This is a genomic window from Bradyrhizobium sp. 2TAF36 (assembly GCF_052114925.1).
Taxonomy (GTDB): Bacteria; Pseudomonadota; Alphaproteobacteria; order Rhizobiales; family Xanthobacteraceae; genus Bradyrhizobium; species Bradyrhizobium barranii.
Window position 1 is genome coordinate 13,261 of record NZ_JBFRFR010000066.1, and the last position, 23,517, is coordinate 36,777.

General features: G+C 60.8%; 24 protein-coding genes and 1 pseudogene. 6 read left to right on the plus strand and 19 right to left on the minus strand.

Going from position 1 to position 23,517, the window contains the following annotated elements; all coding sequences use genetic code 11:
* Positions 1 to 14: 14 nt before the first annotated feature.
* From AB4Z51_RS32005 to AB4Z51_RS32020, 4 genes are read right to left on the minus strand one after another with little or no spacing between them, the layout of a single operon-like run.
* The gene (locus tag AB4Z51_RS32005; protein ID WP_245344197.1) at positions 15 to 1,031 is read right to left on the minus strand and encodes an ABC transporter substrate-binding protein; all 1,017 of its coding nucleotides are present in this window, start codon (positions 1,029 to 1,031) and stop codon (positions 15 to 17) included.
* A gap of 47 nt (positions 1,032 to 1,078) precedes the next feature.
* Positions 1,079 to 1,492: a Rieske (2Fe-2S) protein gene (locus AB4Z51_RS32010; RefSeq protein WP_063985295.1), complete on the minus strand. Its 414-nt coding sequence runs from the start codon at positions 1,490 to 1,492 to the stop codon at positions 1,079 to 1,081.
* Positions 1,492 to 2,595: an amidohydrolase family protein gene (locus AB4Z51_RS32015; RefSeq protein ID WP_135217089.1), complete on the minus strand. Its 1,104-nt coding sequence runs from the start codon at positions 2,593 to 2,595 to the stop codon at positions 1,492 to 1,494. Before AB4Z51_RS32015 ends, AB4Z51_RS32010 begins: the two co-directional genes overlap by 1 nt.
* Positions 2,592 to 3,722, minus strand: coding sequence for an amidohydrolase family protein (locus tag AB4Z51_RS32020; protein ID WP_354113996.1), 1,131 nt, complete (start codon positions 3,720 to 3,722; stop codon positions 2,592 to 2,594). The genes AB4Z51_RS32015 and AB4Z51_RS32020 overlap by 4 nt, the downstream gene beginning before the upstream one ends.
* A gap of 144 nt (positions 3,723 to 3,866) precedes the next feature.
* On the opposite strand from AB4Z51_RS32020, the gene AB4Z51_RS32025 reads away from it, so the two are divergent.
* Complete coding sequence (locus AB4Z51_RS32025; RefSeq protein ID WP_441498731.1) at positions 3,867 to 4,370, plus strand: MarR family transcriptional regulator; 504 nt, start codon at positions 3,867 to 3,869, stop codon at positions 4,368 to 4,370.
* 241 nt (positions 4,371 to 4,611) lie between these two features.
* Here AB4Z51_RS32025 and AB4Z51_RS32030 read toward each other — a convergent pair whose 3' ends face one another.
* Positions 4,612 to 5,085: an Arm DNA-binding domain-containing protein gene (locus AB4Z51_RS32030; RefSeq protein ID WP_343287581.1), complete on the minus strand. Its 474-nt coding sequence runs from the start codon at positions 5,083 to 5,085 to the stop codon at positions 4,612 to 4,614.
* Positions 5,086 to 5,608: 523 nt separating this feature from the next.
* Positions 5,609 to 5,806, minus strand: coding sequence for a hypothetical protein (locus tag AB4Z51_RS32035; protein ID WP_135217087.1), 198 nt, complete (start codon positions 5,804 to 5,806; stop codon positions 5,609 to 5,611).
* On the opposite strand from AB4Z51_RS32035, the gene AB4Z51_RS32040 reads away from it, so the two are divergent.
* From AB4Z51_RS32040 to AB4Z51_RS32050, 3 genes are all read left to right on the plus strand, one after another.
* The gene (locus tag AB4Z51_RS32040; RefSeq protein WP_085403307.1) at positions 5,805 to 6,950 is read left to right on the plus strand and encodes a fructose-1,6-bisphosphatase; all 1,146 of its coding nucleotides are present in this window, start codon (positions 5,805 to 5,807) and stop codon (positions 6,948 to 6,950) included. The genes AB4Z51_RS32035 and AB4Z51_RS32040 overlap by 2 nt on opposite strands.
* A gap of 50 nt (positions 6,951 to 7,000) precedes the next feature.
* Positions 7,001 to 8,188: a 6-phosphofructokinase gene (locus AB4Z51_RS32045; protein ID WP_085403306.1), complete on the plus strand. Its 1,188-nt coding sequence runs from the start codon at positions 7,001 to 7,003 to the stop codon at positions 8,186 to 8,188.
* Between the two features lie 96 nt (positions 8,189 to 8,284).
* On the plus strand, positions 8,285 to 9,016 hold the full coding sequence (locus AB4Z51_RS32050; RefSeq protein WP_084795290.1) for a protein-L-isoaspartate(D-aspartate) O-methyltransferase: 732 nt from the start codon (positions 8,285 to 8,287) through the stop codon (positions 9,014 to 9,016).
* 828 nt (positions 9,017 to 9,844) lie between these two features.
* Here the strand turns inward: AB4Z51_RS32050 and AB4Z51_RS32055 are convergent.
* Complete coding sequence (locus AB4Z51_RS32055) at positions 9,845 to 10,054, minus strand: cold-shock protein (protein WP_038945713.1); 210 nt, start codon at positions 10,052 to 10,054, stop codon at positions 9,845 to 9,847.
* 311 nt (positions 10,055 to 10,365) lie between these two features.
* On the opposite strand from AB4Z51_RS32055, the gene AB4Z51_RS32060 reads away from it, so the two are divergent.
* On the plus strand, positions 10,366 to 10,578 hold the full coding sequence (locus tag AB4Z51_RS32060; RefSeq protein ID WP_085403304.1) for a hypothetical protein: 213 nt from the start codon (positions 10,366 to 10,368) through the stop codon (positions 10,576 to 10,578).
* Between the two features lie 203 nt (positions 10,579 to 10,781).
* On the opposite strand, the gene AB4Z51_RS32065 is transcribed toward AB4Z51_RS32060, so the two are convergent.
* The gene (locus AB4Z51_RS32065) at positions 10,782 to 13,565 is read right to left on the minus strand and encodes a UPF0182 family membrane protein (RefSeq protein WP_085403303.1); all 2,784 of its coding nucleotides are present in this window, start codon (positions 13,563 to 13,565) and stop codon (positions 10,782 to 10,784) included.
* A gap of 130 nt (positions 13,566 to 13,695) precedes the next feature.
* Positions 13,696 to 13,839 (minus strand): annotated as a pseudogene (locus AB4Z51_RS32070) (SUMF1/EgtB/PvdO family nonheme iron enzyme); the annotation flags it as partial.
* A 306-nt stretch (positions 13,840 to 14,145) separates the two neighbouring features.
* Here AB4Z51_RS32070 and AB4Z51_RS32075 point away from each other — a divergent pair.
* On the plus strand, positions 14,146 to 14,268 hold the full coding sequence (locus AB4Z51_RS32075) for a hypothetical protein (protein WP_256376430.1): 123 nt from the start codon (positions 14,146 to 14,148) through the stop codon (positions 14,266 to 14,268).
* Between the two features lie 35 nt (positions 14,269 to 14,303).
* Here the strand turns inward: AB4Z51_RS32075 and AB4Z51_RS32080 are convergent, their stop codons facing one another.
* The 10 genes from AB4Z51_RS32080 to AB4Z51_RS32125 form a co-directional block, all read right to left on the minus strand.
* Positions 14,304 to 15,308 carry a formate dehydrogenase subunit gamma gene (locus AB4Z51_RS32080; protein ID WP_063985304.1) on the minus strand — a complete coding sequence of 335 codons (1,005 nt, stop codon included), beginning with the start codon at positions 15,306 to 15,308 and terminating at the stop codon, positions 14,304 to 14,306.
* A gap of 42 nt (positions 15,309 to 15,350) precedes the next feature.
* The gene (gene fdh3B / locus AB4Z51_RS32085; protein WP_063985305.1) at positions 15,351 to 15,947 is read right to left on the minus strand and encodes a formate dehydrogenase FDH3 subunit beta; all 597 of its coding nucleotides are present in this window, start codon (positions 15,945 to 15,947) and stop codon (positions 15,351 to 15,353) included.
* A gap of 12 nt (positions 15,948 to 15,959) precedes the next feature.
* Positions 15,960 to 18,908 (minus strand): formate dehydrogenase subunit alpha, encoded by a 2,949-nt coding sequence (locus AB4Z51_RS32090; RefSeq protein WP_063985306.1) that lies wholly within the window; start codon positions 18,906 to 18,908, stop codon positions 15,960 to 15,962.
* 12 nt (positions 18,909 to 18,920) lie between these two features.
* On the minus strand, positions 18,921 to 19,130 hold the full coding sequence (locus AB4Z51_RS32095) for a twin-arginine translocation signal domain-containing protein (protein ID WP_063985307.1): 210 nt from the start codon (positions 19,128 to 19,130) through the stop codon (positions 18,921 to 18,923).
* Positions 19,131 to 19,158: 28 nt separating this feature from the next.
* Entirely contained in the window at positions 19,159 to 19,938 is a 780-nt protein-coding gene (locus tag AB4Z51_RS32100; protein WP_085403302.1) for a molecular chaperone TorD family protein, read from the minus strand.
* Positions 19,939 to 20,057: 119 nt separating this feature from the next.
* Positions 20,058 to 20,711, minus strand: a complete 654-nt coding sequence (locus AB4Z51_RS32105) for a DUF3306 domain-containing protein (RefSeq protein WP_085403301.1) — start codon at positions 20,709 to 20,711, stop codon at positions 20,058 to 20,060.
* Complete coding sequence (locus AB4Z51_RS32110; protein WP_071916335.1) at positions 20,708 to 21,223, minus strand: DUF3305 domain-containing protein; 516 nt, start codon at positions 21,221 to 21,223, stop codon at positions 20,708 to 20,710. The genes AB4Z51_RS32105 and AB4Z51_RS32110 overlap by 4 nt, the downstream gene beginning before the upstream one ends.
* Entirely contained in the window at positions 21,220 to 22,227 is a 1,008-nt protein-coding gene (locus AB4Z51_RS32115) for a DUF6352 family protein (RefSeq protein WP_085403300.1), read from the minus strand. Before AB4Z51_RS32115 ends, AB4Z51_RS32110 begins: the two co-directional genes overlap by 4 nt.
* The gene (locus AB4Z51_RS32120; protein WP_063985312.1) at positions 22,224 to 22,763 is read right to left on the minus strand and encodes a DUF6505 family protein; all 540 of its coding nucleotides are present in this window, start codon (positions 22,761 to 22,763) and stop codon (positions 22,224 to 22,226) included. The genes AB4Z51_RS32115 and AB4Z51_RS32120 overlap by 4 nt, the downstream gene beginning before the upstream one ends.
* Positions 22,760 to 23,467 carry a biotin/lipoate--protein ligase family protein gene (locus tag AB4Z51_RS32125; RefSeq protein ID WP_085403337.1) on the minus strand — a complete coding sequence of 236 codons (708 nt, stop codon included), beginning with the start codon at positions 23,465 to 23,467 and terminating at the stop codon, positions 22,760 to 22,762. Before AB4Z51_RS32125 ends, AB4Z51_RS32120 begins: the two co-directional genes overlap by 4 nt.
* Between the last annotated feature and the right edge of the window lie 50 nt (positions 23,468 to 23,517).

The window sequence follows — 23,517 nt, forward strand, 5'->3', positions numbered from 1 at the left end:
CGCTCATGGGTCTCTCAGGGGTAAAGCTTCTTGGCGAGATCCATCATCGAGGAGCGCTCAGCCAGCTTGGCGGGACCAATGATCTTGGCGTTCACGAACTGCTGCGCGTCCGGATTGGCGCGCTCGGCGGCCGCGGCGTTCACCGGAAGCATCCATGCGTTCGCGTAGAGCAATTGCGACTCGACGCTGAGGAAGTGGTCGATGAACAAACGCGCAGCGTTGGGATGCGGCGCGTTCTTGAGCACCGCGAGATCCATCTCCGCGAAAGGTGCACCCTCCTTCGGAATCACGACTTTCACCGGCAGCCCCTTCAGATCGGACGTAAAGGCAAAGATCTGYGGGATATAGATGGCGTACTCGCCGCGAGCGACGCGCCGCGCGTCGTTTCGCATATCGCGGCTGAACACGGGCTTTTGCTCGGCGAGCTTCTGGTTGAAGTCGGTGCCCATGGTCTTTTCCAGGATGGCGAACATGGTATTCCCGCTGCCGAGCGGCCGCATGTCGTCCGAGAGGATCTTGCCCTTCCATTTGGGATCGTTGAGATCGTTCCAGCTCGTCGGGATGTCCTGCTCCTTGACCAGCCGCGTGTTGATGAGGATGCCCATCGGCTGCATGAAGGCCGGCACGCTGTATTCATTGGCTTTGAACGGCGGTCGCAAATGGGCGGCATTCGGGATCGGCGGCAGTTTCTGCACGAAATCGCCGTTCTTGAGTTGCTCCTCGATCATGGTCGTCGTGACCATTTCCGCGTCGCCCAGAAAGCGGCCGGCCGCCTGCTCGGTGCGGATGCGCTCGGAGAGCTCACTGGCACGGAGGTCGAGACTCTCGACCGGAATTCCGTACTTCGCTTCGAACGACTTGAGGACAGCCGTGAAGTAGGGAGCGCCCAAGGCCATGTTGTAGACCACGACTTTGCCTTCCTTCTTGGCGGCCTCGACGACCTTGTCCCAAGAACCGTCCTCGGCTTGCGCGGAGCTCAACAGACCCACGAAACAGGCGACAGCCGCCGACATCCCTAGCTTGAACACCACTTACTCCTCCCAATGCGCTTTTATTTGCTTAATTGATTCACTGGTCTTCAGACTTCCAAGACAACATATTGCTTGTCGATCGTGACCTGAAACGTTTCGGCGCGCAGCTCGCCTTCGATCAGCGCGCCTCCGGGCTCGACTTTCAGCTCATAGCTTCGGACCTTGGTGCGATCCGGCTCGCACCATGACCGACCGGTTCGCAGATCGAATTCCCAGCCATGCCACGGGCAGCGCAACAACTCACCACGACGGCTGTATTGATAGTCACCGGGCCCCGTCGCCTCGACGAGCCCGACGATGCGTCCCTTGCACAGGGACGCCCCCTCATGCGGGCAACGATTGCCGACGGCGAAATACTCGCCCTCGACATTGAAGATGCCGATCTCGCGTCCATTGACCTGGACCAGCAGGCGCTGGCCCGGCGGGATCTGATCCACGGTCGCAACCACATGCCGCGCCATCAGTCCAGCCTGTAGAACTTGCGCGCATTCTCGTAGAGAAGCTGCTCGCGCTGGGCCTGTGTGAGGTTGGCACGAAACGCGTAGCGCGGATCGTCGAAATCCCAATGCGGGTAGTCGGTGGAGAACAGCAGCCGATCCCATCCGATCCTGTCGAACAGATCGATCAATTCGGCCGACGTCGCCGGCTCTTCCATCGGCTGCGTGCTGAACCACACCTGCTCGCGCACATATTCCGACGGCGGCTTCTTCACATGAGGAACCTCGCTCCGAAGGCGTGCCCAGTGCTTGTCCATGCGCGCATTGAGCGACGGTACCCAGCCCAAGCCGCCTTCCATGATCACGACGCGCAACTCGGGAAAGCGCGCCAGGACCCCTTCGAAGACAAGGCTCGCCACGACCGCCTGCATGGTCTGGGCGACCGAGTGATGTTCCTCCATGTAATAGGATGTCCATCCGCCGCCGGTCGATGGATGGCCATTGGTGCCACCGACATGAATCGTGATCGGCAGGTTGTTGCGCACGGCCGCCTCATAGATCGGCCAGTAGCGCCGGCGTCCGAGCGGCTCGTCCGTCTTGGGCAGGATCAAGATCTGGGTAAAGTTGGGATCCCCTCCCCTGGAATCGATCTCGGCGACGGAGGCAACCGTGTCTTCCTGGGCGATCAGCACCGAGGCCCTCAAACGCGGCTCCTGCTTCACCCAGCGTTCGACCTGCCAGGTGTTCATCGCGCGGGTCAATGCGACGCCAAGGTCGAGATTTCTCTGACTGCCCGGATTCCAGCGCAGGGGTATCAACATGCCCACCTCGATCCCGTTCGGATCGAGGTGCTGCTTCTTCATCAGGTCAAGGCTCGATCCCGGCGGCCCACCCTCCTCCGGATAGGCATCGATCCGCGCAGCGTCGGGCGACATGCGCGGATGCGACAGCGCCTCGGAGAAGGCGTGGCGCAGGTGGCTGCCATAGACCGTAAGATGCTCGATCCATTGCCTTTCCAGATAAGGATGCACCTCGGTCCAGGACGTCATCGCCGGATGGATGTCGCAATCGATGACTTTCAGCTTGTAGTTCGAGGCCCGTGGCCGTTCCAGTTCAACGGTGCTCATGGCACAACCTCCATGATCTGATCGGCCGTGGCCAATCGCGAGTAAGTGGCGAGCGCATTTTCACTGGCGATCTTGCGGAAAAGCGCATCAGGGAGCCGGCCGGAGAGAACCGCATCCCCGTCGAAATGCCAATGCGGATAGTCCGTCGAGAACAGGAACAGTTCGTCCGACTTGATGTGATCGGCGAGCCGCATGATGGCCTCGCCGTCGTCCGCCGCATCGACCGGCTGGACGGTGAAGCGCACATTGTTACGGATGATCTCCGACGGCGTGCGCGTGACCCACGGAACCTCGGCTCGCACGCCTTTCCATGTCTTGTCGGCGCGCCAGATGAACCCGCTCAGCCACGTCAACCCGGATTCGATTGCAACGACCTTGAGCCCGGGAAACTTCGCGAACACGCCCTCCGATATCAGGCTTTGAAGCTGGCTCTCGAATGCGGCGGATTGCGCCACATAGTCCTCGACATAGTATGACGGCCACCCGACGGCGGTAGGCGCATATCGATAGGCGCTTCCTGCGTGAATTCCGATCGTCAGGCCGAGGCGCTCGGCGCGTTCGTAGATGGGCCAGAGATGTCGCCGGCCCAGCGTAGTTTCACCGGACACCAGCATGAGGACCTGCACGAACCGGAAGTCGTCGGCGCGGCGGTCGATTTCCGCCACGGCGAGTTCCGCGTTGTGCGACGGGATCACGATCGAGGCGCGGAGGCGCGGATCCCGATTGAGCCAGTGATCCCTGATCCAGTCGTTGGTCGCCCGGCAGAACGCTGCCGCCATATCCTCACTGTGAAGGACCTGCGCGCCGTAGAGGCAGTTCAGAATTCCATAGCGTGGTCGAAACCGATCGAGCACATGGTCTTGCATCGCTTCGAGCGAGGAGCCCGCCTTCGCACCACCCGGGAGAAGCCAGTCCGGACGACAGGATAGTGGCGAGTTCTGCGGGTAGCTGGTCAGGCTCAGATTGAGACGGTCGAGCGCGCGGACGGAGACCATCTCGCGCCAATAATCGTCCAGATAGGGCAGGAGGACGCCCATCCCGGGCACAGCCGGATGAAGGTCGCAATCGATTGCGCCGGCATACGTCCTCGCCTGATCAAGACCGGCGACCAAGCCGTTTCCTTCCATGTCACTCTCGCCACTTTTTTCTTGGAATTGGAAGATTGGACGCTATGTTGATACATCAATAAATGTTTTGTCAAGAAATTTGATCTGGATCAATGCGCTGCAAAATGCGGGACTTGGAACGAAGTCCATTGGAGATCTTCGAAAATGCCGGCGACCAAGAAATTCGAGAGGGAGAAAGCTTCGGACGAACGTTCCCGGAATGCCGGAATGCTGGCCCGTGAACATGTGGCCGTGCTGGTGTCGACCCTCGGCATGCGCCTCAACAGAGGCGCGACTGCGTATTACCGCGCGGCCTGGAACATCGGCATCGTGGAATGGCGTCTTCTCATGACGCTCAAGAGCATCGAATCCCTCAATGTCAGTGAACTTTCCGACGCTGCCGACGTCGACAAGGCTGCAGCAAGTCGCAGTCTCGCCATCCTGGCGGATCGAGGGCTGATCTCGATCGAGCAGACTCGCTCCYGTGGCAGAGCCGCTATCGCCAAGCTTACCCGCGAAGGTAGAGATTTCGCCACTAGAATGGCCGAAGCCTCGCGTAAGCGCGAGGCTCGGCTATTCAAAGATTTCCCAATCGCCGACAAAAAACAATTGTCGCAACTTTTACTTCAGCTTTCTAATGCCTTGGATCATGCTGATTGGGAGCACTAACGGATCAGACAGCAGCGGAAGGATCAAGTGAGCTACGACGCTCAAGTCCACCCCGCAGAACGTTTCTCGATAGGATGTCCCCGTCTCACTCACGGCACGCGCGACGCTCTTGCCCTCCTTAGGGAGACGACCGGCGGTTTCGGATCGCCCCCAAGGTCCTGCTAGATGGCGCATTGTTCTGAAAGTTGTAGCCGTCTCTCGCTTTTCAACCCGGATCGGCCGCAACAATTCGTAGACGTGGCTAGGCTTGATCTCTGGGATCGTGAGTTTCCAATTGTCGGGCCAGCGTACCGTTTGAGCGACGACGGCCATTGACTGCGATGCTTCGTGCTCCAGATCGACCAGTGCTTGCGCATGTAGATTTCGGCGCACAGCTCGAAAGTAGGCAGGGTGACCTTGGTCTCTCCGGCTTTCGCTTCCTCAGGCGCCGCTCGCTTCTCCACACGATGTCGACGCCGGGTGCGCTGCGATCGCCTTTGACACGAAGACGCGCTGCGTCGCGGGCAAGCCGCGCGTCCTTTAGCGACACGTCTTTGAGCGATCCTAGACCGAGCCAGCGCGGCTTACCTTCTTTCCAGTATCGGTAGCACCAGTTCTGGCACTCGCGACGACGAGGTAGAGACCGTCGCCGTTGTTGTTGCTGGCTGAGAAGATGATGACGGCACTGCGAAAATGCGAATAACTTCCGTTGGTCACTTTTGAGGGGCTGTGTAATAGGCCAAGCGGTCTCCCATCCTCAAGCAAGTCGATCTGGTCGGACCACTGTCAAAGTCTTGGCACTGGCCTGTTTCCGGCGACAGTGGCCTAGTTTGAAATGACAACGTGGCCCGTTTTGTTCTGGGCCAACCATACGGTGTATTCACGGGCGGAACACGCCATAGATTGCCGAACTTTCCCGATCTTGGCACGATCTGCAATAGACGCCGCATTCTGACGGGCAATATCATTTCCCGTTTCAGGACTATGGAGGGCGGGCGCGCTTCGCGGGCTAGCTCTTAGTCCGTATTCCTGACCGCCTCAGCTAGTATGGCGTAAAGCTGGCGCTTGCTGAGCTCTTTGGGCTGCCGCTTCTCCAGTGGTTTCGACACCTTCTTACCTACAGTGCGGGCACAAGCGGCGGACAATGCCGCTCTCTTCCGGTCTACCCCTGTGAACGGAAATCGTCAGACTGCACCGGCGTGTATCACGCGGGCCAAAACCGGACTCGTGCACCGCAGAAAATGATGCGCATGATCTACTTATCCTATCGGTTCTGGTATGATCCCTAAGGTGGTTGAAGATCTCGGGAAGCGGATGAGCCCGAATTTTTCGAGCAGGAAGGGCATCTGCGGAACCGAACGTAGCATCAGACGTTCTTCCGGCGTATGAGCAGCGCCGTCGCCCCGGCGCAGCCCGCGCAGAGGCGTCGCGCTGTGCTGGTCGGAGAGAATGCTCATGAGACTCACTCTTTCGGTCATCAAGGCTGACGTTGGCTCAGTCGGCGGGCATACGAAGCCATCTTCACGCATGATGGCAGCTGTCGAGGGCGAGGTCGCGAAGGCGATCTGCAATGGTCTGTTGATCGACGGTTTTGTCTGCCACACCGGCGACGACATTGCGATCATCATGACGCACACACGTGGCGAGGGGAGCTCAGAGATCCATCAACTCGCCTGGAAGGCGTTTCTTACGGCCACTTCGGTTGCAAGGACTTCCGGTCTCTACGGCGCCGGCCAGGATCTTCTCGCAGACGCACCTTCCGGAAACATTCGCGGTGCCGGCCCGGGCGTCGCCGAGCTCAGCTTCGACCACAGCCTCTCGGGGCCGAGACCCGCGGAATCATTCATGGTGTTCGCCGCCGACAAATGCGGCCCCGGCGCCTATAACCTGCCGCTCTACCTCGCCTTCGCTGATCCCATGTATTGCGCCGGGCTGATGCTACCCCCGATGATCAAGGGATTCCGTTTCCATGTCATCGACATGGACCACACGGCGGGCGACAGCGTGATCGAACTCGACGCGCCCGAGGACAACTACCACATTGCCGCGCTGCTCCGCGACAACGAGCGCTTTGGCATTGATCGCATCGTTTCTCAAACATATGGCGAGGTTGCCGCCGCCGTGTCGGCGCAACGTCTTCACGCAATCGCAGGCAAGTACACCGGCAAGGACGATCCGGTCGCAATCATCAGGAACCAGGGAATTTTCCCGGCGCCCGAGGAGATTATCTCGCCCTTCGCCAAGGCACACTTCGTGGGTGGCGATGCGCGCGGCTCGCATGTGATGCCGCTGATGCCCGTGCCGCTCAATACACCGGTCACTGGCATGTACTGCCTGCCGATCGTTTCTTGCGCTGGCTTTTCGGTCGACAAGGACGGCCGCTTTTCCGAGTCCTATACCGATTTCTTCGACAACCCGGCGTGGGACGAGGTGCGCCGGCGCGCGCAACGCAAGGCAATCGAGATGCCCAGCCAGGGCTGGTCCGGCGCTGCGATGCTGCCATATTCTGAGCTGGAATATGGCGGCTTCCGCGACACCGTATCCGCACTCGTGAAGCGATTTCGGCTGCGTGAGGAGCGCAAGCCGGAGGCGGCCGAGTAGCGAAGCTGCGCTGTGCATTATTACGACCTGCCAATGCTGGGAGGTTTGGCTTGGCGAAAAGACGCATCGGCATTCTCACGGGCGGCGGCGACGTCGCCGGCCTCAACGCAGTCATCAAGAGCGTGACTTATCGCGGCAGTGAGAACGACATCGAGGTCGTCGGTCTCCGCCGTGGTTGGGAGGCCCTCACGCACTTGAACCTCGAGGACCCGACCAGCAGGTCTCACTATGTCATCCCGCTCAACCGTGAAAACACTCGCACTATCGACCGGCGCGGCGGCACCGTGCTGCACTCGAGCCGCATCAATCCGTCCAGAATACAAAAGCTGCCCGATCATCTCGTCGGCAGGGACGTTCCAGTCTCCCTGAGTACCAAGGACGGCATCGTAACCAAGACCTGGGACCTCACCGGCCAGGTGCTGGCGAACCTTTCGGGGCTCGGAATCGAACACCTGATCGCCATCGGCGGCGACGACACGCTCAGTTATGCGGCCAAGCTCAACGAACTCGGCGTCAAGATCATCGCCATCCCGAAGACGATGGACAACGACGTCCGCAACACCGAGTACTGCATCGGCTTCTCGACCGCGATCACCCGCGCCAGCGATGCCATCCAGCGACAGCGCACCACTGTCGGCTCGCATGAGCGAATTGGCATTTTCCGCGTCTTTGGCCGCGATGCTGGATTCACAGCGCTCTACGCCGCGTATGCGACCTCGATACGATGCGTCATACCGGAGTACAAGGTCAACCTCGACAAACTGATCCAGCTGCTCCTCGAGGAGAAGCGAGCGAACCCAAGCAACTACGCGCTGATCGTGCTCAGCGAGGGTGCCGAGTGGGAGGGCTTCAACCTGCAGGAATACGGCGAGCCTGACGCCTACGGTCACCGCAAGAAGGCCAACGTGGCGGAATCGCTTGCCGACGAGATCAGGCGGCGCGCCGGCGAGGAGACGATCACCTCCGACCTCACCTACGACCTGCGATCGGGCGATCCGGACTTCATCGACAAGCTTGTGGCCCTGACTTTCGGCAACATGGCCTACGATGCCATCCTGGAAGGCAAGACCGGCCTCATGTCGGCGCTGGTAGAGGGCTGCTACGACCTCGTGCCCATCCCTGACGCCAAGCTCGGCCCGCGCAAATTGGACGTCGCCAGCAGCTACAACACGGAGCGCTATCGCCCCATCTACGGCAACAAGCAGGGGTTGCCGATCTTTCTCAACCGCGCGTCATAGATAGATGGTGACCCAAGCGCCGGCATGACTGGTTGCTGCGGGTGCGTCGCAACCGGCCTTGTCGCCGCAGCGCCACCGAGATCGGGGAGACGGCTCATGAGGACCTTGCTGCTGCTCGTGCTTTCTATGGTGACCGTCGTGCGCGAAGTGACCGCACAGGACGCGCAATGCGTCCTCGAACGCGCCGCCATGGTCGAAACCATCCGGTCTTACGCCCGGTCCCACGTCAGTGTTTTGGGACAGCAGGGGCTGTCGGGGAGAGTCCTTGAGGCCATGGGGCAAACACAACGCCATCTGTTCATCCCTGAGCGATCTTGCTCCATCGCATACGCAGACATGCCGCTTCCGATCGGCGCCGGCCAGACCATATCGCAGCCATTCATCGTGGCCTTGATGACTCAGCTGGCTTACGTCGCGCCCGATGATGTTGTGCTCGAAGTCGGTACGGGTTCGGGCTATCAGGCTGCCATCCTTGCGCACCTGGCGCGAAAGGTCTGCACCATCGAGATCATCCCGCAGTTGGCCGCAGCCGCAGCCAAAACGCTCAAAGACCTCGCGTATGACAATGTGAGCGTTCGGCTTGGCGACGGCTATGCTGGCTGGCCCGATTGCGGTCCTTTTGAAGCAATCATCGTCACCGCAGCGCTCGGGCACGTACCGGCGCCGCTGATTGAGCAGCTCAAATTGGGTGGCCGGCTGGTGATGCCGGTGGGACCTGCCTACACCACTCAGCAACTCACGGTGGTGGAAAAAACCGGCCCGGGCAAGACAACAACGCGCGCCGCCAGCCTCGTGCGGTTTGTACCCTTTACGCGCTCACCAGATTAAAAGCCAATCGACGTTTAATTCTTGAGCAGCACTTGCGCAGTCGCCTCGCTGGCTGGAGCCTTGCGGAAAGCGCCAGCTGTTCGAACCTGTCGGCTTCGGGTCAAAAGCTGCACTGACCGCCGCGAAGTCCAACTTCCGCTCTGCCCCTGTTAACGGACATCGTCAGACGGTCAGTCAGGTCCACCACCAGTTGTAACTCAAAAAGACCCGCGCGCGAAGGGGAACCGAATGCGCTAGGTCGCATTTCTAGACGTACAGGCACACTTGCTACGTCAAGCTGACCCTTTCACGACAACTTCCGAAAGGATGGCGACCATGCCACGGGTGAAGCAAGCTGCGAAGCACGCACGCGCAACCAAAGCCGCCGCCGTGACGGCACTCGGTACGGCCGGACTGGGTCTCTCGCTGGCGGGGAGCGCATCCGCGCACACGATACCCACTGCTCATATCCCGCATTCTGACAACATCTCGCCCAATCAGCGCTTCGTTCTTGGCGAAGAGGAAATGGCCGACGTCAGTCTCGCCACGTTCTATCTCTTCGATAAGGAAAATGCTGGAAGCGACGTGCAGCTAGCCGCTGTTGTTGTTCGCCGAGGTTGCGGTGGTTGCCGTGGCTGCCGTGGTTGCCGAGCTGTGCGTGGTTGCGGGGGTTGCGGCGGCTGCTGCGCACGCTGGGGACGGTGCCGCTGGTGCTAAGTTCCGCGACCTAGCGGATGAACGATAAAACTTAACGAACAATCGTGCGGCATCTCCGCCCCAGGTCGGCGATGATATCCCCCCTGTAGCCTGCTTCTCAGTACATCCGTGAAACCGAAGCGTCGACCGATGTTATAGGGTCTTCAGATTTTCAGCGCTCGTCTTTCCGCGCCTCGGATCGGTCTTCTCCTCGAAGGAGACCTTCTGCCCTTCGGCTAGTCCATGAAGGCCCGCACGCTCGACGGCGCTAATGTGAACAAATACATCCGGYCCACCATTGTCCGGCTGAATAAAGCCAAAGCCCTTCTGGCCGTTGAACCACTTCACGACACCCGTTGCCATTATCCGTCTCCAACAATACCCACGAAAGAGTTCGCTACCCACAATCCGTGTGAGCAAATTCGATCCAGCGATGTCTTGGAAAGGCCCCCTCGGGGCGCGGCCATCAAGTCATTCAATAGGTCGAACCCCTTCACCATACCACCGGTGGCATGGGTTGCCACGGGAATGAGATGAGAGGGCGCCGCGGCTGGCCTCGGGTTCCGCGGCCTTCTCGAAGGGACTGTTCACGGCCCGCAAAACCTTGATTGCAATCAGCGGGCCGGCGGGCTTCTCTGTGCGGCGCACGCGCCCCAAATGCTGTAAGGAACACAATGCCCTACATCTTCTCGATCAACGACGACGTTCATCATCAAGCCCAGCGACCGCAGGGCCGCGCCGACAATGGCGGACGGACCGTCTACACAATTGTTGCATGCCTCCCGATTGAGGCGGACGGACGCATTCGATACCGCATCAAAAGCAAAACCGAGAATTTCGAGCGTGTTGTAACTGAAGATGAACTCAGTCAGTGGCCACAGCAGTAGGCGCGACAGTGGGCCTGTCGGTTGGTTCACAGGGGAGATCCGGCTCGACCTGCTTGCGGTCCACCTCGCTTCTCAGTGGCATTCGTACCGCGAGTGCAAACACCGCCTGTATCGCATCAAGCTCAAGGCCTCTCTTCGTTGCGTGTTCAGCCCGAACTATGCAGCCCCTGTGTTCTCCAATGAGCGCCAAAGGAGCCGCGACGCTAGTGGCCCGTGGCGTGCCGGTTCATTTCCTCCAGAAGCTCGCGCATTGCGTCGAACTGCGTGCCAAAGCCTTTCCAGTCGCCGGACTTCAATCGTTCAACGGCATGATTGTAACGGTCGAGCGCCTCCCGTGCCTGACTTGCCGACGGGCGTGCGACAGGAATTTCCTCCTTCGTGTTCGAGACCGGCCGCACCGCGCCAGGCTCGATAAACAGTGCTGACAAGGCCTCGTCGAGCGTCTCCTTCATCACCACATGTTCACCATAGGCTGCGATCACGCGTTTCAACTCCGGCAGGTGTCCGTGCTCCGCTCGCAAATAGAGCGGCGTTACATAGAGGATCGAGTTCTCGATTGGGATCACAAGCAGGTTCGCACCGCGTATCACCCGCGAGCCCATCTGATTCCACAGCGTGATCTGCTGCGATATATCGGTGCTCTGATTGATCCGCGCTTCGATCTGGAACGGCCCGTAGACGAGCTTCTCCTTGGGAAACTCGTAGACAATCAGCTTGCCGTAGTCGGGTGCGTCGCAACGCGCGGCGAGCCACGCGATCATATTGTCGCGGCGGCTTGGCACCATGGGAAGCATGAGGAAAAACTCGGCCTGCGGCTCGCCGGGCAGTCGCATGATGATGTAATATGGGGCCATCGTCGCAATGCCGCCGCCGCCCGGCTGGCGCGGGAACTGCCAGAGATCCTCGCGGTTATAGAAAACGTCAGCGGCCTCCATGTGATAGCTCTGATAGAGCTGCGCCTGAATCAGGAACAGGTCCTCCGGATAGCGAATGTGCCTCTGCATATCCGCCGGCATGGCCGAGAATGGCTTGAACATGCTCGGAAAGATACGCCTATAGGTCGCTGCAATCGGATCGCCGGTGTCCATCAGGTAAAAGTCGACGGTCCCGTTATAGGCATCGACGATGACCTTCACTGAATTGCGAATGTAGTTGATATCCTCGTCTTGCGCCGGCTGCGCGGAGGGGAAGTAGGAACTCACCGTGTAGGCGTCCTGCATCCAGAACATCCGCCCATTGCTGATGACCAGATAAGGATCGTGATCGAGCCTGAGGAACGGGGCGATCGTTCGTACTCTTTCCCCGATATTGCGCCGGATCATGATACGGCTGTCGGTCGTGATGTAGCTTGAGAGCAGTAGGTTCGGGTCGTTGAAGTAGTAAGCGAACAGGCCTCTCCACACCATCGCTCCTATCGGAACGCCGCCCGTACCGTCATAAGCCGCGTAGACATTGTCCTTTCCCTTCGGATAGTCGAACTCCGGCGTGCTCCCCTTGACGATGACGTAGTTGTCGCTCCGTTCGCCGTAGTAGAGGCGCGGCTCGTGGATTTTGGGGCCTCCATCCGCAACCGGAGGGATATCCCGCAAATAGAGCAGCGGTAGCCCCTCGGTGCTTTTGCGCGTGACCGGGCTCATCACCGCGCCATTGCCGTGAGTAAACAGCACGTGGCGGTTGACCCATGTCTGGGCATTGGGCGGCAGCAGGGAGGGCTGCAATTCGCGAGCCGAGAGCATCACGCTTTGGTAGGAGCCATCGAGCCAGTAGCGATCAACATCAAGATCATGGAATTTGTAGTAAGTGCGGATCTCTTGCAGCTGCGCGTAGGTGTCCGACAAGGGCAGCCAGTCCCACAGCCTGATATTGTCGATTGTCGCCTTGTTGGCGTCGAGCGTCTTGAAGCTAAGCTTCTGTTCCGCCGCAAACGGCTTGGCTGCGATCTGATCGAGATTGTAAGCCTGCCGGGTGAGCGCAATGTTGCGTTCGATATAGGGCCTTTCCAGCTCCAATTCGCTTGGTTTGACGAAGAACTCCCGGAACAGCACGGGAATCACGCTGGACAGCACGAAAGACCCGATCACGACAAGCAGGAACGCGGCGGCAAGAAGCCGGTAGGTGCGCACCCGCAAATTTGCCCACGTGGCGAACGCCGCGATGACCGAAAGTCCGATCATCAACCACAAGGCCGGGAGCCTCACGTGGACATCGGTGTAGCTTGCGCCGACGACCACACCGTTGTCGCCGTAGAGCAGCAGATAGCGATCAAGACCATAGGACCAGGCCTTCACCGCAAAGAAAAGACCGAGCAGCACTGAGCCGTGGGCAATCGCCATCGACGACATTGATCGACGATGAAGGTCGTATTCGATATCGCCGTGCACCCAGTAGATCGCCGCGGCGAAAAGCGCGCTGAGAACGAGCGCGAGCATGATCCAGTTTTTGATGAGGATATAGGCGGGCAGCGAGAAGAGATAGAAGCCGATGTCCTTGTTGTAGAGCGGATCGTCTGCGCCATATGGCACCTGATAGACAAACCGCAGGAAGACACCCCAGTTGCCGACTTCTGCGGCGGCGACGAGCAGAGCGATCAAAGCTGCCCCACCTACGATCAACCGGGACCACGGCAGTCGATCGCGTAAAAGCGCAAGCAAATCTGGCGGCGCGTTGACCGCGAAGTTCCACACCGAAGCGGTGACAAGCTGTGTCGACCGCCGTCGGGCAAAGCGCAGTGCGAACCATCCGTTCAGCCAAAGGATGATGGCGGTTCCGGTCCAGACCGCAAGAAAGATGACGGTTTTCGCACCGATTGTCGTCCAAAAAACCTGCGGATAATTGATCGAGGAAAACCACAGCCAGTCGACGAGGAGGTCGCTCGCGAGCCAGAGAAGGATCAGGCAAACCCCAATGACAGCGGCCGCAATAGTGAGCCCGACCACGGCACTCTGCCTTGGTACCTTCCGTTCGGGTCCGGTGATCCCGATCGTCATGGCTTGATCATAGCGGAAATGAGGGACGCCCGCCGCTCGATTTCGCGGTCGGAATAGCGCCTCAAGGCGGGGGCACGGGTGCTCGAACCTGGGTCGCCAGGATCGCGAAACAGCGCAAAGTGGCGAGGTCGGCCGCGAATTCCCATTCGGCCTCGGTCGGAAGTTCCTTGCCTGCCCACTTGGCAAAAGCCTCGGCGTCGTTGAACGCCACATGCACGACCGGGTGCTCGTCCAGCTCGCGGATCGAGCTGCCCGGTCCGTAAGGCCGCCGCCAGCAGAAAATTTGTCATAATTCAAAGGCGCGCGATGTACCGATCATCGGCGCGACCTAAATGATCTGCGGACAGTTTTCTTCCTGACGGCTCAGCGATTGCGCCAACGAGTCGCGATGATTGCCTATGTTGTTTCGTCAAACTACTGCTCGACAGCTGACTATGGTCGCTCCGTTCTTGTGGTAGATTCGGCGGCGCTATCGTGCCAACCGACCAACCAACGATCGGATTTTGACACGTGCTGATTCAGTTGTCCGCAGGTTGCTCGCTCATATAAACTACCCCCCGATCTCCTGCGGAGCCTTGCCATGAAAGCCTTCTTGCTCGCCTGCGCAGCCGCAATTGTGATCGCGGCGGCCGGTTTTGTCGTCCTTGACCAGATCCAGGAACCCGTCCAACAAGCGTTTGCGACGACGGGCGTGCGGCTCTGACCAAGCGCCTGGCACATTTATGGGCCGCGCGATCCCTACTCCGCCGCGGTGGCCGCCGGCCGGGGCCGTGCATTCGCTTCGGCGCGCGCATTCTGCTCTTCAAGCCAGAGCCCATGGTGCTCCTTGGCCCAGTTGACATCGACAGTGCCGCTGCCCATTGCCTCGAACGCGCCTTCCATACCGATCGTCCCGATATAGATGTGCGCCAGCATCGCCGCGATGAAGAGCATCGCCACGATGGAGTGAACGATCTGCGCGAACTGCATCCCTTCGATACCTGACAGATAGAACGGGAACATCAGCACATATCCGGTGGCCGCCACCAGGCCTCCGCCGATGACCACGATCCAATAGATCGCCTTCTGGCCGGCGTTGAAACGATAGGCCGGTGGATGATCGTGACCTACTATACCGCCACGGCGCTTGATCCAATCGACATCCGCCTTGTTCGGGACGTTGCCAGCGATCCACATCAGGAAGATCAGCACGACTCCGATGGTGAACGGAAAGCTGAGGTAGTTGTGCGCATACTTCGCCCACTGCGACCATTCGGAAAACGCCTCGTGGCCAATCAGCGGCAGGAGCAACGGACGGCCGAAGGTGATGTTCAATCCGGAAATCGCCAGAACGACAAAGCAGGTCGCAGTCATCCAATGCACGAAACGCTCGAATAAGGAAAAGCGCACGATTGTGCGGCCGGATCGTCCGCTTTCCAGACGGACCATGCCGCGCGTCAAATAGAAGATCACGAGAACCGCCAGCATGCCGAGGATGGCAACCCCGCCAATCCAGCGCAGCGCCACGTTGCGGAATTCACGCCACTCGCGGCCAGCCGGCTGCATGAGCACGCTGGAGCGCTGGTCGGGAATGCTGACGCGCCCCTGGATCCGGTCCATTTCCTGGAGCAGCTGCCGCTCGTTAACCGAGCTCGCTGTCGGATTGACCTGCTGGGCCAGTGACGGTGCCGGCGCCGCAATGATCAACAGAAGCAATGCCCACGCGCCGATGGTGACTGGAATGAACCTTCCGGATGACGACATGAACTCCTCCTCGGCATCTGCGCCGCGTGGCCGCGGCCTGCTTCAGGACTCGATCGTCTCGCGATAGGCGGTTTTCCAGCCCCATGCGCCCGAGCCGTAGCCGCGCTTCAGTACGCGCTCTCTGTAGATCTGGGCGATGATCTCGCCATCGCCGGCGAGCAGCGATTTTGTCGAGCACATCTCGGCGCAAAGCGGCAGCTTGCCTTCGGCAAGCCGGTTCGCGCCGTATTTCTCGTATTCCTCCTTGCTGCCGTCGGCTTCGGGACCGCCGGCGCAATAGGTGCATTTGTCCATCTTGCCGCGGGAGCCGAAATTGCCGACCTTCGGATATTGCGGCGCGCCGAACGGACAGGCGTAGAAGCAATAGCCGCAGCCGATGCAGAGGTCCTTGGAGTGCAGCACCACGCCGTCGGCGGTGGTGTAGAAGCAGTTCACCGGACACACCGCAGCGCAGGGCGCATCGGTGCAGTGCATGCAGGCCATCGAGACCGAGCGTTCGCCCGGCTTGCCGTCATTGATGGTGACGACACGACGCCGGTTGATGCCCCAGGGGACCTCGTGCTCGTTCTTGCAAGCCGTCACGCAGGCGTTGCACTCGATGCAACGGTCGGCGTCGCAGAGAAATTTCATACGTGCCATCGTCGTTGCTCCTTATGCCGCCGCGATCTGGCAGAGAGTGACTTTCGTCTCCTGCATGTTCGTCGCGGGATCATACCCGTAGGTGGTGATCGTGTTCGCGCTTTCGCCGAGCACGATCGGATCGGTGCCCTTGGGGTAGTTGCTGCGAAGATCCTTGCCTGCGAGCCAACCGCCGAAGTGGAAAGGCATCCAGGCAACGCCCTTGCCGACACGCTCGGTGACGAGCGCCTTCATCCTGGCCCTCGAATTGTTCTCTGCGCCCGTGACCCAGACCCAGCCACCGTCCGTGACGCCGCGCTCGGCGGCATCGGCTGGATTGATCTCGATGAACATGTCCTGCTGCAATTCGGCGAGCCAGGGGTTGGTGCGCGTCTCCTCGCCGCCGCCCTCATATTCGACCAGACGGCCGGACGACAGGATGAGCGGAAATTGCTTCGCGATCCCCTTCTCGACCGCCGCCTTTTGCACCGAGAAGCCGATATTGGGCACCCGGAACTGCTCGGCGTCGGGCAACGTCGGATATTTCGCGACCAGGTCGACGCGCGGCGTGTAGATCGGCTCCCGGTGTACCGGAATGGGGTCGGGCAAGCCGAACGCATTCATCCGCGCCTTGCCGTTGCCATAGGGCACGCAACCATGCATGAGCGCGACACGCTGGATTCCGCCCGACAGGTCGAGCGACCACGACACCACGTCTGGCTTGGCCGGGTTGATCTTGTTGATAACAGCCATTTCGGCTTCCGTGAGCTCCGTGTCCCAGCCGAGCTTCTTCAGGCTCGCCAGCGTGAATTCCGGATAGCCGTCCTCGATCGCCGAACCCTTCGAGTACGAGCCGTCCGCGAGCAGGCTGACCTTGCGCGTGGTGCCGTCGGGCAGCTTCTCTTCGCGCTCGACGCCAAAGCGCGGACGGAACGTGCCGCCACCGTCCATCACGTGCAGATTGGTGTTGTAGAGCAGCGGCGTGCCCGGATGCTTGACTTCAGGTGATCCCCAGCACGGCCAAGGCAGACCGTAATAGTCGCCGCCGACCTCGGGATCGTCCTTGGGCGCCCGCATCGTCAGCATGTCGAACTTCGCCTGGTTCTTCATATGCGCCTTGAGGCGCTCGGGCGATTGCCCGCAATATCCCGTCGACCAGCTGCCGCGGTTCATCTCACGCAGCACATCCTCCGCCTCGGGCAGATTGTTCTCGACCTTGATGTTCTTGAACATCTTGTCGGCGAAGCCGAACTTCTTCGCCAGGAGATAGATGATCTCGAGGTCGTCCTTCGATTCGAAGATCGGCTTCACGACCTGCTCGCCCCATTGCAACGAGCGGTTCGAGGCAACGCGCGAACCCTTGCACTCGAATTGCGTGGCAACCGGGAGAATGTAGACTCCATCCTTGCGTCCCGCCTCGACCGAGAGCGAGGCCCAGGTCGTCGGATGCGGGTCGGCGATGACGAGCAGCTCGAGCGCCTTCAGGCCATTAAGGGATTCAGGAATGCGGGTGATGCTGTTGCTGGCGTGCCCCTGCACGAACACGGCCCGCACATTGTCCCTCTGCGCGATCCGATCTTTCGGCAGCGTCACCGCTTCGAACCAGCGGGTCAGCGGGATGCCGGGCGTTTCCATGATCTGCTTGGAGTCGAAGCGCGACTTCAGGAACTCATGGTCGACTTCCCAAACCCGCGACCAGTGCTTCCACGCGCCTTCGGCGAGCCCGTAGTAGAACGGCAGCGTGACGATATCGAGCCCGACATCGGTCGCGCCTTGCACGTTGTCATGGCCACGGAAGATGTTGGCGCCCATGCCCGCTCCGCCGACATTGCCGGTCATCAGCAGTGCGATGCAACTGGCCCGCACGTTGGCGGTGCCAACGGTCTTCTGGGTCTGGCCCATGGCCCAGATCAGCGTTGCCGGCTTCTCGGTAGCAAACATCTTGGCGACGCGCTTGAGCTGCTCGCCGGGAATGCCGGTGACACGCTCGACTTCTGCCGGATTCCACTTCTCCACTTCTTTCCGGAGATCATCGAATCCATAGACCCGCTGTCGGATGAACTCCTTGTCTTCCCACCCGTTCTGGAGGATGTGCCACATCATGCCGTACAGCACCGGGATGTCGGTGCCCGGCCGCATCCGAACATATTCGGTCGCGTGTGCCGCGGTTCGCGTCAGGCGCGGGTCGATGACGACAAAGTTGGCCTTTTGAAGCTCCTTGCCCTCAAGCAGATGCTGCAACGATACAGGGTGCGCCTCGGCTGGATTGCCGCCCATGATGACCTGGGTCTTGGCATTGCGGATATCGTTGAAGCTGTTGGTCATCGCGCCGTAGCCCCAGGTGTTGGCCACACCGGTAACGGTCGTTGAATGGCAGATGCGCGCCTGATGATCCGTGTTGTTGGTTCCCCAGAACGCGCCGAGCTTGCGGAACAGATAGGCGCCTTCGTTCGTCATTTTGGCCGAGCCGAGCCAATAGATGGAATCGGGCCCAGATTTCTCGCGGACTTCCAGGAGCTTGTCGCCGATCTCGTTGATCGCCGTATCCCAGGAGACACGCGTCCACTGCCCGCCCACAAGCTTCATCGGATAGCGCAGCCGCCGCTCGCTGTGCACGAGCTCGCGCACAGAAGCGCCCTTGGCACAATGTGATCCGCGATTGATCGGGGACTCCCAGCTCGGCTCCTGGCCGATCCACACCCCATTCAGCACCTCCGCCGTCACGGTGCATCCAACCGAACAATGCGTGCAGACGCTCTTGCGAACGGTTGCTCCCGATGTGAGGGGACCTGCCACTGCTGCTTTCGCCTTGCGGACGCCGCCGACCGGCAGCGTGCTCACTGCAGCGAGAGCGCCGCCACCAAGGCCAGACCGGAGCAGGAAGGTGCGGCGGTCGAGACCATTGGTTTGCCCGGACAAACCTCCCGCGATTGATCCGCGTGAAGCGGATTCGGAACGCTGTTGTGTTCTCCTGATCAGCACGGCCGCCTCCTCTCAACCCGGATAGCGATTGACACGGTAGTACGCCTTCACATGATCGGTCTCCTTGTAGCGCGCCTTGCGTTTCTCATCGTCGGTCTCGCTGTCCGCCTGAGCAGGCGTGATCAAGGGCGTTGCCAGCGTCGCGCCCGCACCGACCGTGCCGATGCCGACCTTGCGAAGGAAATCGCGGCGTCCGACTGTCGTTCTCTGCTCGTCCCTCATCGCATCTCTCCTGGACCAGCGGCGCTGGTCAGTTGACGAACGTGAAAGCCTCGGATTCGATTTCCAGAAAATTTCGTCCAAGTGTTCCGACCGACCGGTAGAATTTGGCGTTTTCCGCCTTCTCCATGTCGGCAAACAAACGTCCCATCCAGCGGGACACATGCTTCTCGAAGAATGTGCGCTGTGCTTCCGTTGGCACTGGGAAGCGTGCCACCGCAAGGCCCGCCATGATCTCGCACAGCGTCGCCGCGTGATCCTCGGGCTCAAAATTGCTCTCGACCCGCTCAATGCCGAGCGCGGCGAGATCGTCGCGCAGGCGCGACAGCGGACGTTCGTGGAGAAACCCCGTCAAGTAATAGGATGCGTAAGGCAGCAACTCGCCGCGACCCAGACCGACGAAGAGGTCAAAATATTCGCGCTCGACCTCGGATACGGCCGCTACCGATGCAGCTTCTGCAATGGTTGCATGGGCGCGTCCAAGCGGCGTCGCATCGCCATGCAGTTGCGCGATCTGCTCGAGCAATGCGGCCGACGGCGCGGACGAGAGCAAGGTTGCAAGCAGCGCGTATTCCTGCGCGCGCGCGGCATCGGTCGGATCAACCGCGTCGTCCGGCGCGGCCGGCTCGCTATAGAGATCGGGACGAAGCACTTCGCGCGACACACCCGTTGCGCCTTCGACCGCAATCACACGTTGCGCGGGCACCCTGTTCCAGTTCGACACCGAGGGCTGGGCAATACCGATTTTTCGGGCAAGCTCGGCAACGCCGCCCGCCGCATCGATGGCTCGTTCAAGGCCCGCATCGCGCATGCCGACCTCCCATCCAGGGGGCCAAGCGCTTGATTGCGTTTGCGTAACAAAGACTAGCCGCGTGTCCGGGAGCGGTCAATTGATAGCCATAGCCTGAGGCTATCGCATTTAGTCGCAGTCTACCGGGGCAACGCCCCGCCATGTGTGCGGTGCCGAAGGGGAGTCTCTTCACTCGCAGCTACGGGTTGCGATGCAGTAGAATTCGACGGCAATTCCGCGGCTGCGAACTCGCCGAGCGGTCGAGGTTCCGTGATCGCCTTCACCGGATTTGATGATTGCTCGAAACCGGCCTCCGCGGGAGCCGATCGCGCGGCGTCTTCGGCAGCCTCGCGCGGATTGGGGCGGCCCTCGGCGGCCTCTACCACGCCCCCGACGACGCGGCGGACGAGAGCGTCAATTTGCTCGGCCGAATAGTCCAGCGGACCGAAGCCAGCCATGGCGTTCGGGTCGTTGAAGTCCCAGGCGTTTTCCGCCAACCCCACGAAATCGCGGATGGTGGGATCGGCGCTCCAGGCGCGACGGAGCGCCGCCCGGCTCAACTCCTGCGGAATGCCTTTGCGCAGGAAAGCCGTGATGTCGGTGGCAGCATCGATCGATTCAATCGGGGGCAATTTCGACAGCTCCGTCTCCGGGGGAGCCGGCTCTGCCGCGGCCCGGTTGGACAGCGCCGGCCCATGCGCCTCAGCGGCTTCTTCAGGGGCTGGTTCAGCGTGACCGGCCTTCGCCTCTTGCTTGCGGCGCGCCCAGCGCGCCAGGAATTGCTCGTCGCTCATTCGTGCTCACCGTCGTGGTGACGCCGCGCAAGCGCCTCAGGATCGGCGCGGCGTCGCTCGCGCTTGACGAATTCCCTCTCGACGTGGTGCTCGGCGATGAAATTTTCAATCGCCTTATGCAGTATCTCAGGCATTGGCACCGCTTCGACCAGATTGGCACCTGCTTCCGTGAATGCCTCGCCTTCCGCTGGATCTGCGGTGACGGCCGAAACGGCATAGGGCCAGGCGCCCTCGGAGGGAGTCAATACGATCCAGATGCGGGGAGCGCCCGTGGCAAGATTGTCGCGGTAGCGCTCGGTTTCCGAGCGATAGAGATCGACCATGGCGTTCCCGGCATAAAAGAGCGTCAATCCCTCCTGCGCCCGTAGGACAGTCCACGGCATCATCTCCGACTCATCCGGCAAGACGCCGATGCCGCGCCAGACAAAATCAATCCATGGGGAATCCGCCTTGCGGCGCTCGACGACAACGCCGACCGGAATGCGCAACAATGGCAGCGCGCCGGGGCTCACGTTGCAGCCTCCAGGTGCTTGATCGGCAACCCCGTCAACAGATTCTGCGGCTTCATCTGCACCAGCTGATCGGAGGTCGTTGCAAGGATCAGGTAGACCGGCTCGCCCCCGACCGCATCAACGACCAGGCTGGAATCTGGAAAAGTGAGCCGGAACAGCGCTAGCACACGACTTGCGGTGCGGTCGTCCAGCGCCTCTCCATGCCAAAGCTGGTCGCCCATCCGGGTGGCTTCAGCATCGAGCCCAACATACCAGGTGAGCTTCGCATCGCGCAGGGCGGTGAGCGGCTCAATTCCGACGGCAAATCCAAGCAAATGAGTAATCCAGCGCCCCATGGCCTCTGCCAGCGCAGCGGGGCCCCGCGTTCCGCCGGTGAAATCGAGCGCAAGATCGAACTGATCGCTGCGCTGCCAGTAGCTGTCGGCATTCCCCTCGCTGAGGACGTCGATCTCCGCGCCGGTTGTTGCCCCCAACATGGACATCAGCGACAACACGGGCGTTTGGCTTGGCCCGCCAATGATTTCCTCGTCGCCCAACAGCAGCAAGTGTTCGTGCGGCACGATACGCTGCGGCCGGAAGAACAGTTCGGCCGCGCGCAGCACGAACGGGTCCTCGCAGCCGTCAAGCGCATTTCGCAGGATCACGTGAACAAGGTGGTTCACAAACAGCGGCGGCAGGTTGACGTGACGTGAGCGAACCAATGCAAGATAGGCCGCTTCCAACGTGGGTTCGCGCAGCAGAAGCTTCCGAAATGCCAGTACGAATTGCCAGTTCTCCCGCGCATCCGCATCGGCGATCGCAGCTACCTCCTCCGCAGCGACTGCCCGGCCCGGGTCAGCGAGCAGCTCCTGGTGCAACCTGCGTTCGACCGCGCAAGCGTCGTTCGGCGGCATCAGTTCGGGACGCACGAAGTAGGCCTTCAGGAACTCATCCGTGACCACGAGCCCGCCGCTCGCATTGTGATCGAGCAGGTGGTGGCCGCAGGCGATCCAGAAATCCCTCATCGGCGCGACGGCTCCTCGCTCATATTCGCAAGATTGAGATCCTTGTCGGGCTCGGTGTCATCCTCCACTTCCATGAACGAGAACGCCTTGCCGTGACGCTGGCCCTCGCGCAGTTGCAATCTGCGGAATGACTCGCGGACCTCGCCATTGCTCGCCGAGCGGTGGACCGCGATCAGCGCGCTGATGGGATGTGTGCAGAGTGATTGCGCAAAGGCGACTTCCTCTTCAGCGGCAAGGCGCGCGGTTGCAAGGTCCGGCGCCCCGAACCGTTCGACCAGTTGTTTCGCAAGGAGCTCCACCAACGTCCGGCGATCGCCTTCAGTCGCGGGGACGATTTGCACCAGTGTCGACCAGCCCCAGGATTGCACGCCGAGGAAACCGCTTCGAAACGCCGAACGGTCCTTGCCGCTCAGCTTCGCTGCATCCCGATTACAAAAGCGGAAGGCGCCCGACACCGCCCAATCGCCGGGCTGCGCCGGCACGTCGAACACGAACGTGTCGGATGGATCGAGCGCGATGGTGCGCAAGAGCTTCACAGACGCGGTCCTCCGAGTATTGAATCGAACCATGACGGCGATAGCAAGCCCTTCTTCAGGTCGTGCCGATCGGTCCTGTTTGTCCCAATCCGGCGGGCAATAAGATCACCGTTGTCAGCGATCACATATGTGGTTTGCCGCGCACGCGGCAACCGACTTAGAAACTCGCGTGCGATGCCGTCGAATCCATCGGCTTGCCAGGCGTCGAGAGCGCGCATCAGATGCCGCACAAAGCTCTCCGTCACCTGAATCGCGCCGGCCTCACCAAAACCCTCCTGATCCAGGGCGGAAGCGAGCGGATAAACGCCGGCTTCCCTGTCGCTCATCGCAACCGTTCGGATCATGGCACCGAACACCAGCCAGCGCGGCGGCTCGTCCTCCTTTGCGGACGAAGGCCAGCCGAGCCGCCCGCCACCAACGAGGCCGCCGTCAACACGGATCGCGTCCGGCCAGTCGATCGCGATCTCCTTGTTCGGCGGCGCATACGCGCGCAAGGCGTCGGTCAGCGCCACCATCCCCGCATAGAAAGCGCGGCGCGCGGTACGCAACGGCTCGCCAGGTTCAAGGACGACTGCGAACTCGGCAAGATCGAACCGCCCCACGTAGGTCAGCGTACCTGCCCCACTCTCTTCGGCGATATGCATGGCATGGGCGAAAGAGTCACGACTTTCGCGCAGCCTCACCAGCGTGAATGGCGGAGGCAGATTGATTGGCTCCGTGACCGATGAGTGCCCAGGGGCTGTCGGTGTCAGGC

What these genes read in the sequence shown, in the direction of transcription:
- AB4Z51_RS32010 (WP_063985295.1), bottom strand. Translation starts at nt 1,492, where the DNA reads ATGGCGCGGCATGTGGTTGCGACCGTGGATCAGATCCCGCCGGGCCAG.
- AB4Z51_RS32015 (WP_135217089.1), bottom strand. Translation starts at nt 2,595, where the DNA reads ATGAGCACCGTTGAACTGGAACGGCCACGGGCCTCGAACTACAAGCTG.
- AB4Z51_RS32020 (WP_354113996.1), bottom strand. Translation starts at nt 3,722, where the DNA reads ATGGAAGGAAACGGCTTGGTCGCCGGTCTTGATCAGGCGAGGACGTAT.
- AB4Z51_RS32040 (WP_085403307.1), top strand. Translation starts at nt 5,805, where the DNA reads ATGAGACTCACTCTTTCGGTCATCAAGGCTGACGTTGGCTCAGTCGGC.
- AB4Z51_RS32035 (WP_135217087.1), bottom strand. Translation starts at nt 5,806, where the DNA reads ATGAGCATTCTCTCCGACCAGCACAGCGCGACGCCTCTGCGCGGGCTG.
- AB4Z51_RS32050 (WP_084795290.1), top strand. Translation starts at nt 8,285, where the DNA reads ATGAGGACCTTGCTGCTGCTCGTGCTTTCTATGGTGACCGTCGTGCGC.
- AB4Z51_RS32060 (WP_085403304.1), top strand. Translation starts at nt 10,366, where the DNA reads ATGCCCTACATCTTCTCGATCAACGACGACGTTCATCATCAAGCCCAG.
- AB4Z51_RS32065 (WP_085403303.1), bottom strand. Translation starts at nt 13,565, where the DNA reads ATGACGATCGGGATCACCGGACCCGAACGGAAGGTACCAAGGCAGAGT.
- AB4Z51_RS32075 (WP_256376430.1), top strand. Translation starts at nt 14,146, where the DNA reads ATGAAAGCCTTCTTGCTCGCCTGCGCAGCCGCAATTGTGATCGCGGCG.
- AB4Z51_RS32080 (WP_063985304.1), bottom strand. Translation starts at nt 15,308, where the DNA reads ATGTCGTCATCCGGAAGGTTCATTCCAGTCACCATCGGCGCGTGGGCA.
- fdh3B (WP_063985305.1), bottom strand. Translation starts at nt 15,947, where the DNA reads ATGGCACGTATGAAATTTCTCTGCGACGCCGACCGTTGCATCGAGTGC.
- AB4Z51_RS32095 (WP_063985307.1), bottom strand. Translation starts at nt 19,130, where the DNA reads ATGAGGGACGAGCAGAGAACGACAGTCGGACGCCGCGATTTCCTTCGC.
- AB4Z51_RS32100 (WP_085403302.1), bottom strand. Translation starts at nt 19,938, where the DNA reads ATGCGCGATGCGGGCCTTGAACGAGCCATCGATGCGGCGGGCGGCGTT.
- AB4Z51_RS32105 (WP_085403301.1), bottom strand. Translation starts at nt 20,711, where the DNA reads ATGAGCGACGAGCAATTCCTGGCGCGCTGGGCGCGCCGCAAGCAAGAG.
- AB4Z51_RS32115 (WP_085403300.1), bottom strand. Translation starts at nt 22,227, where the DNA reads ATGAGGGATTTCTGGATCGCCTGCGGCCACCACCTGCTCGATCACAAT.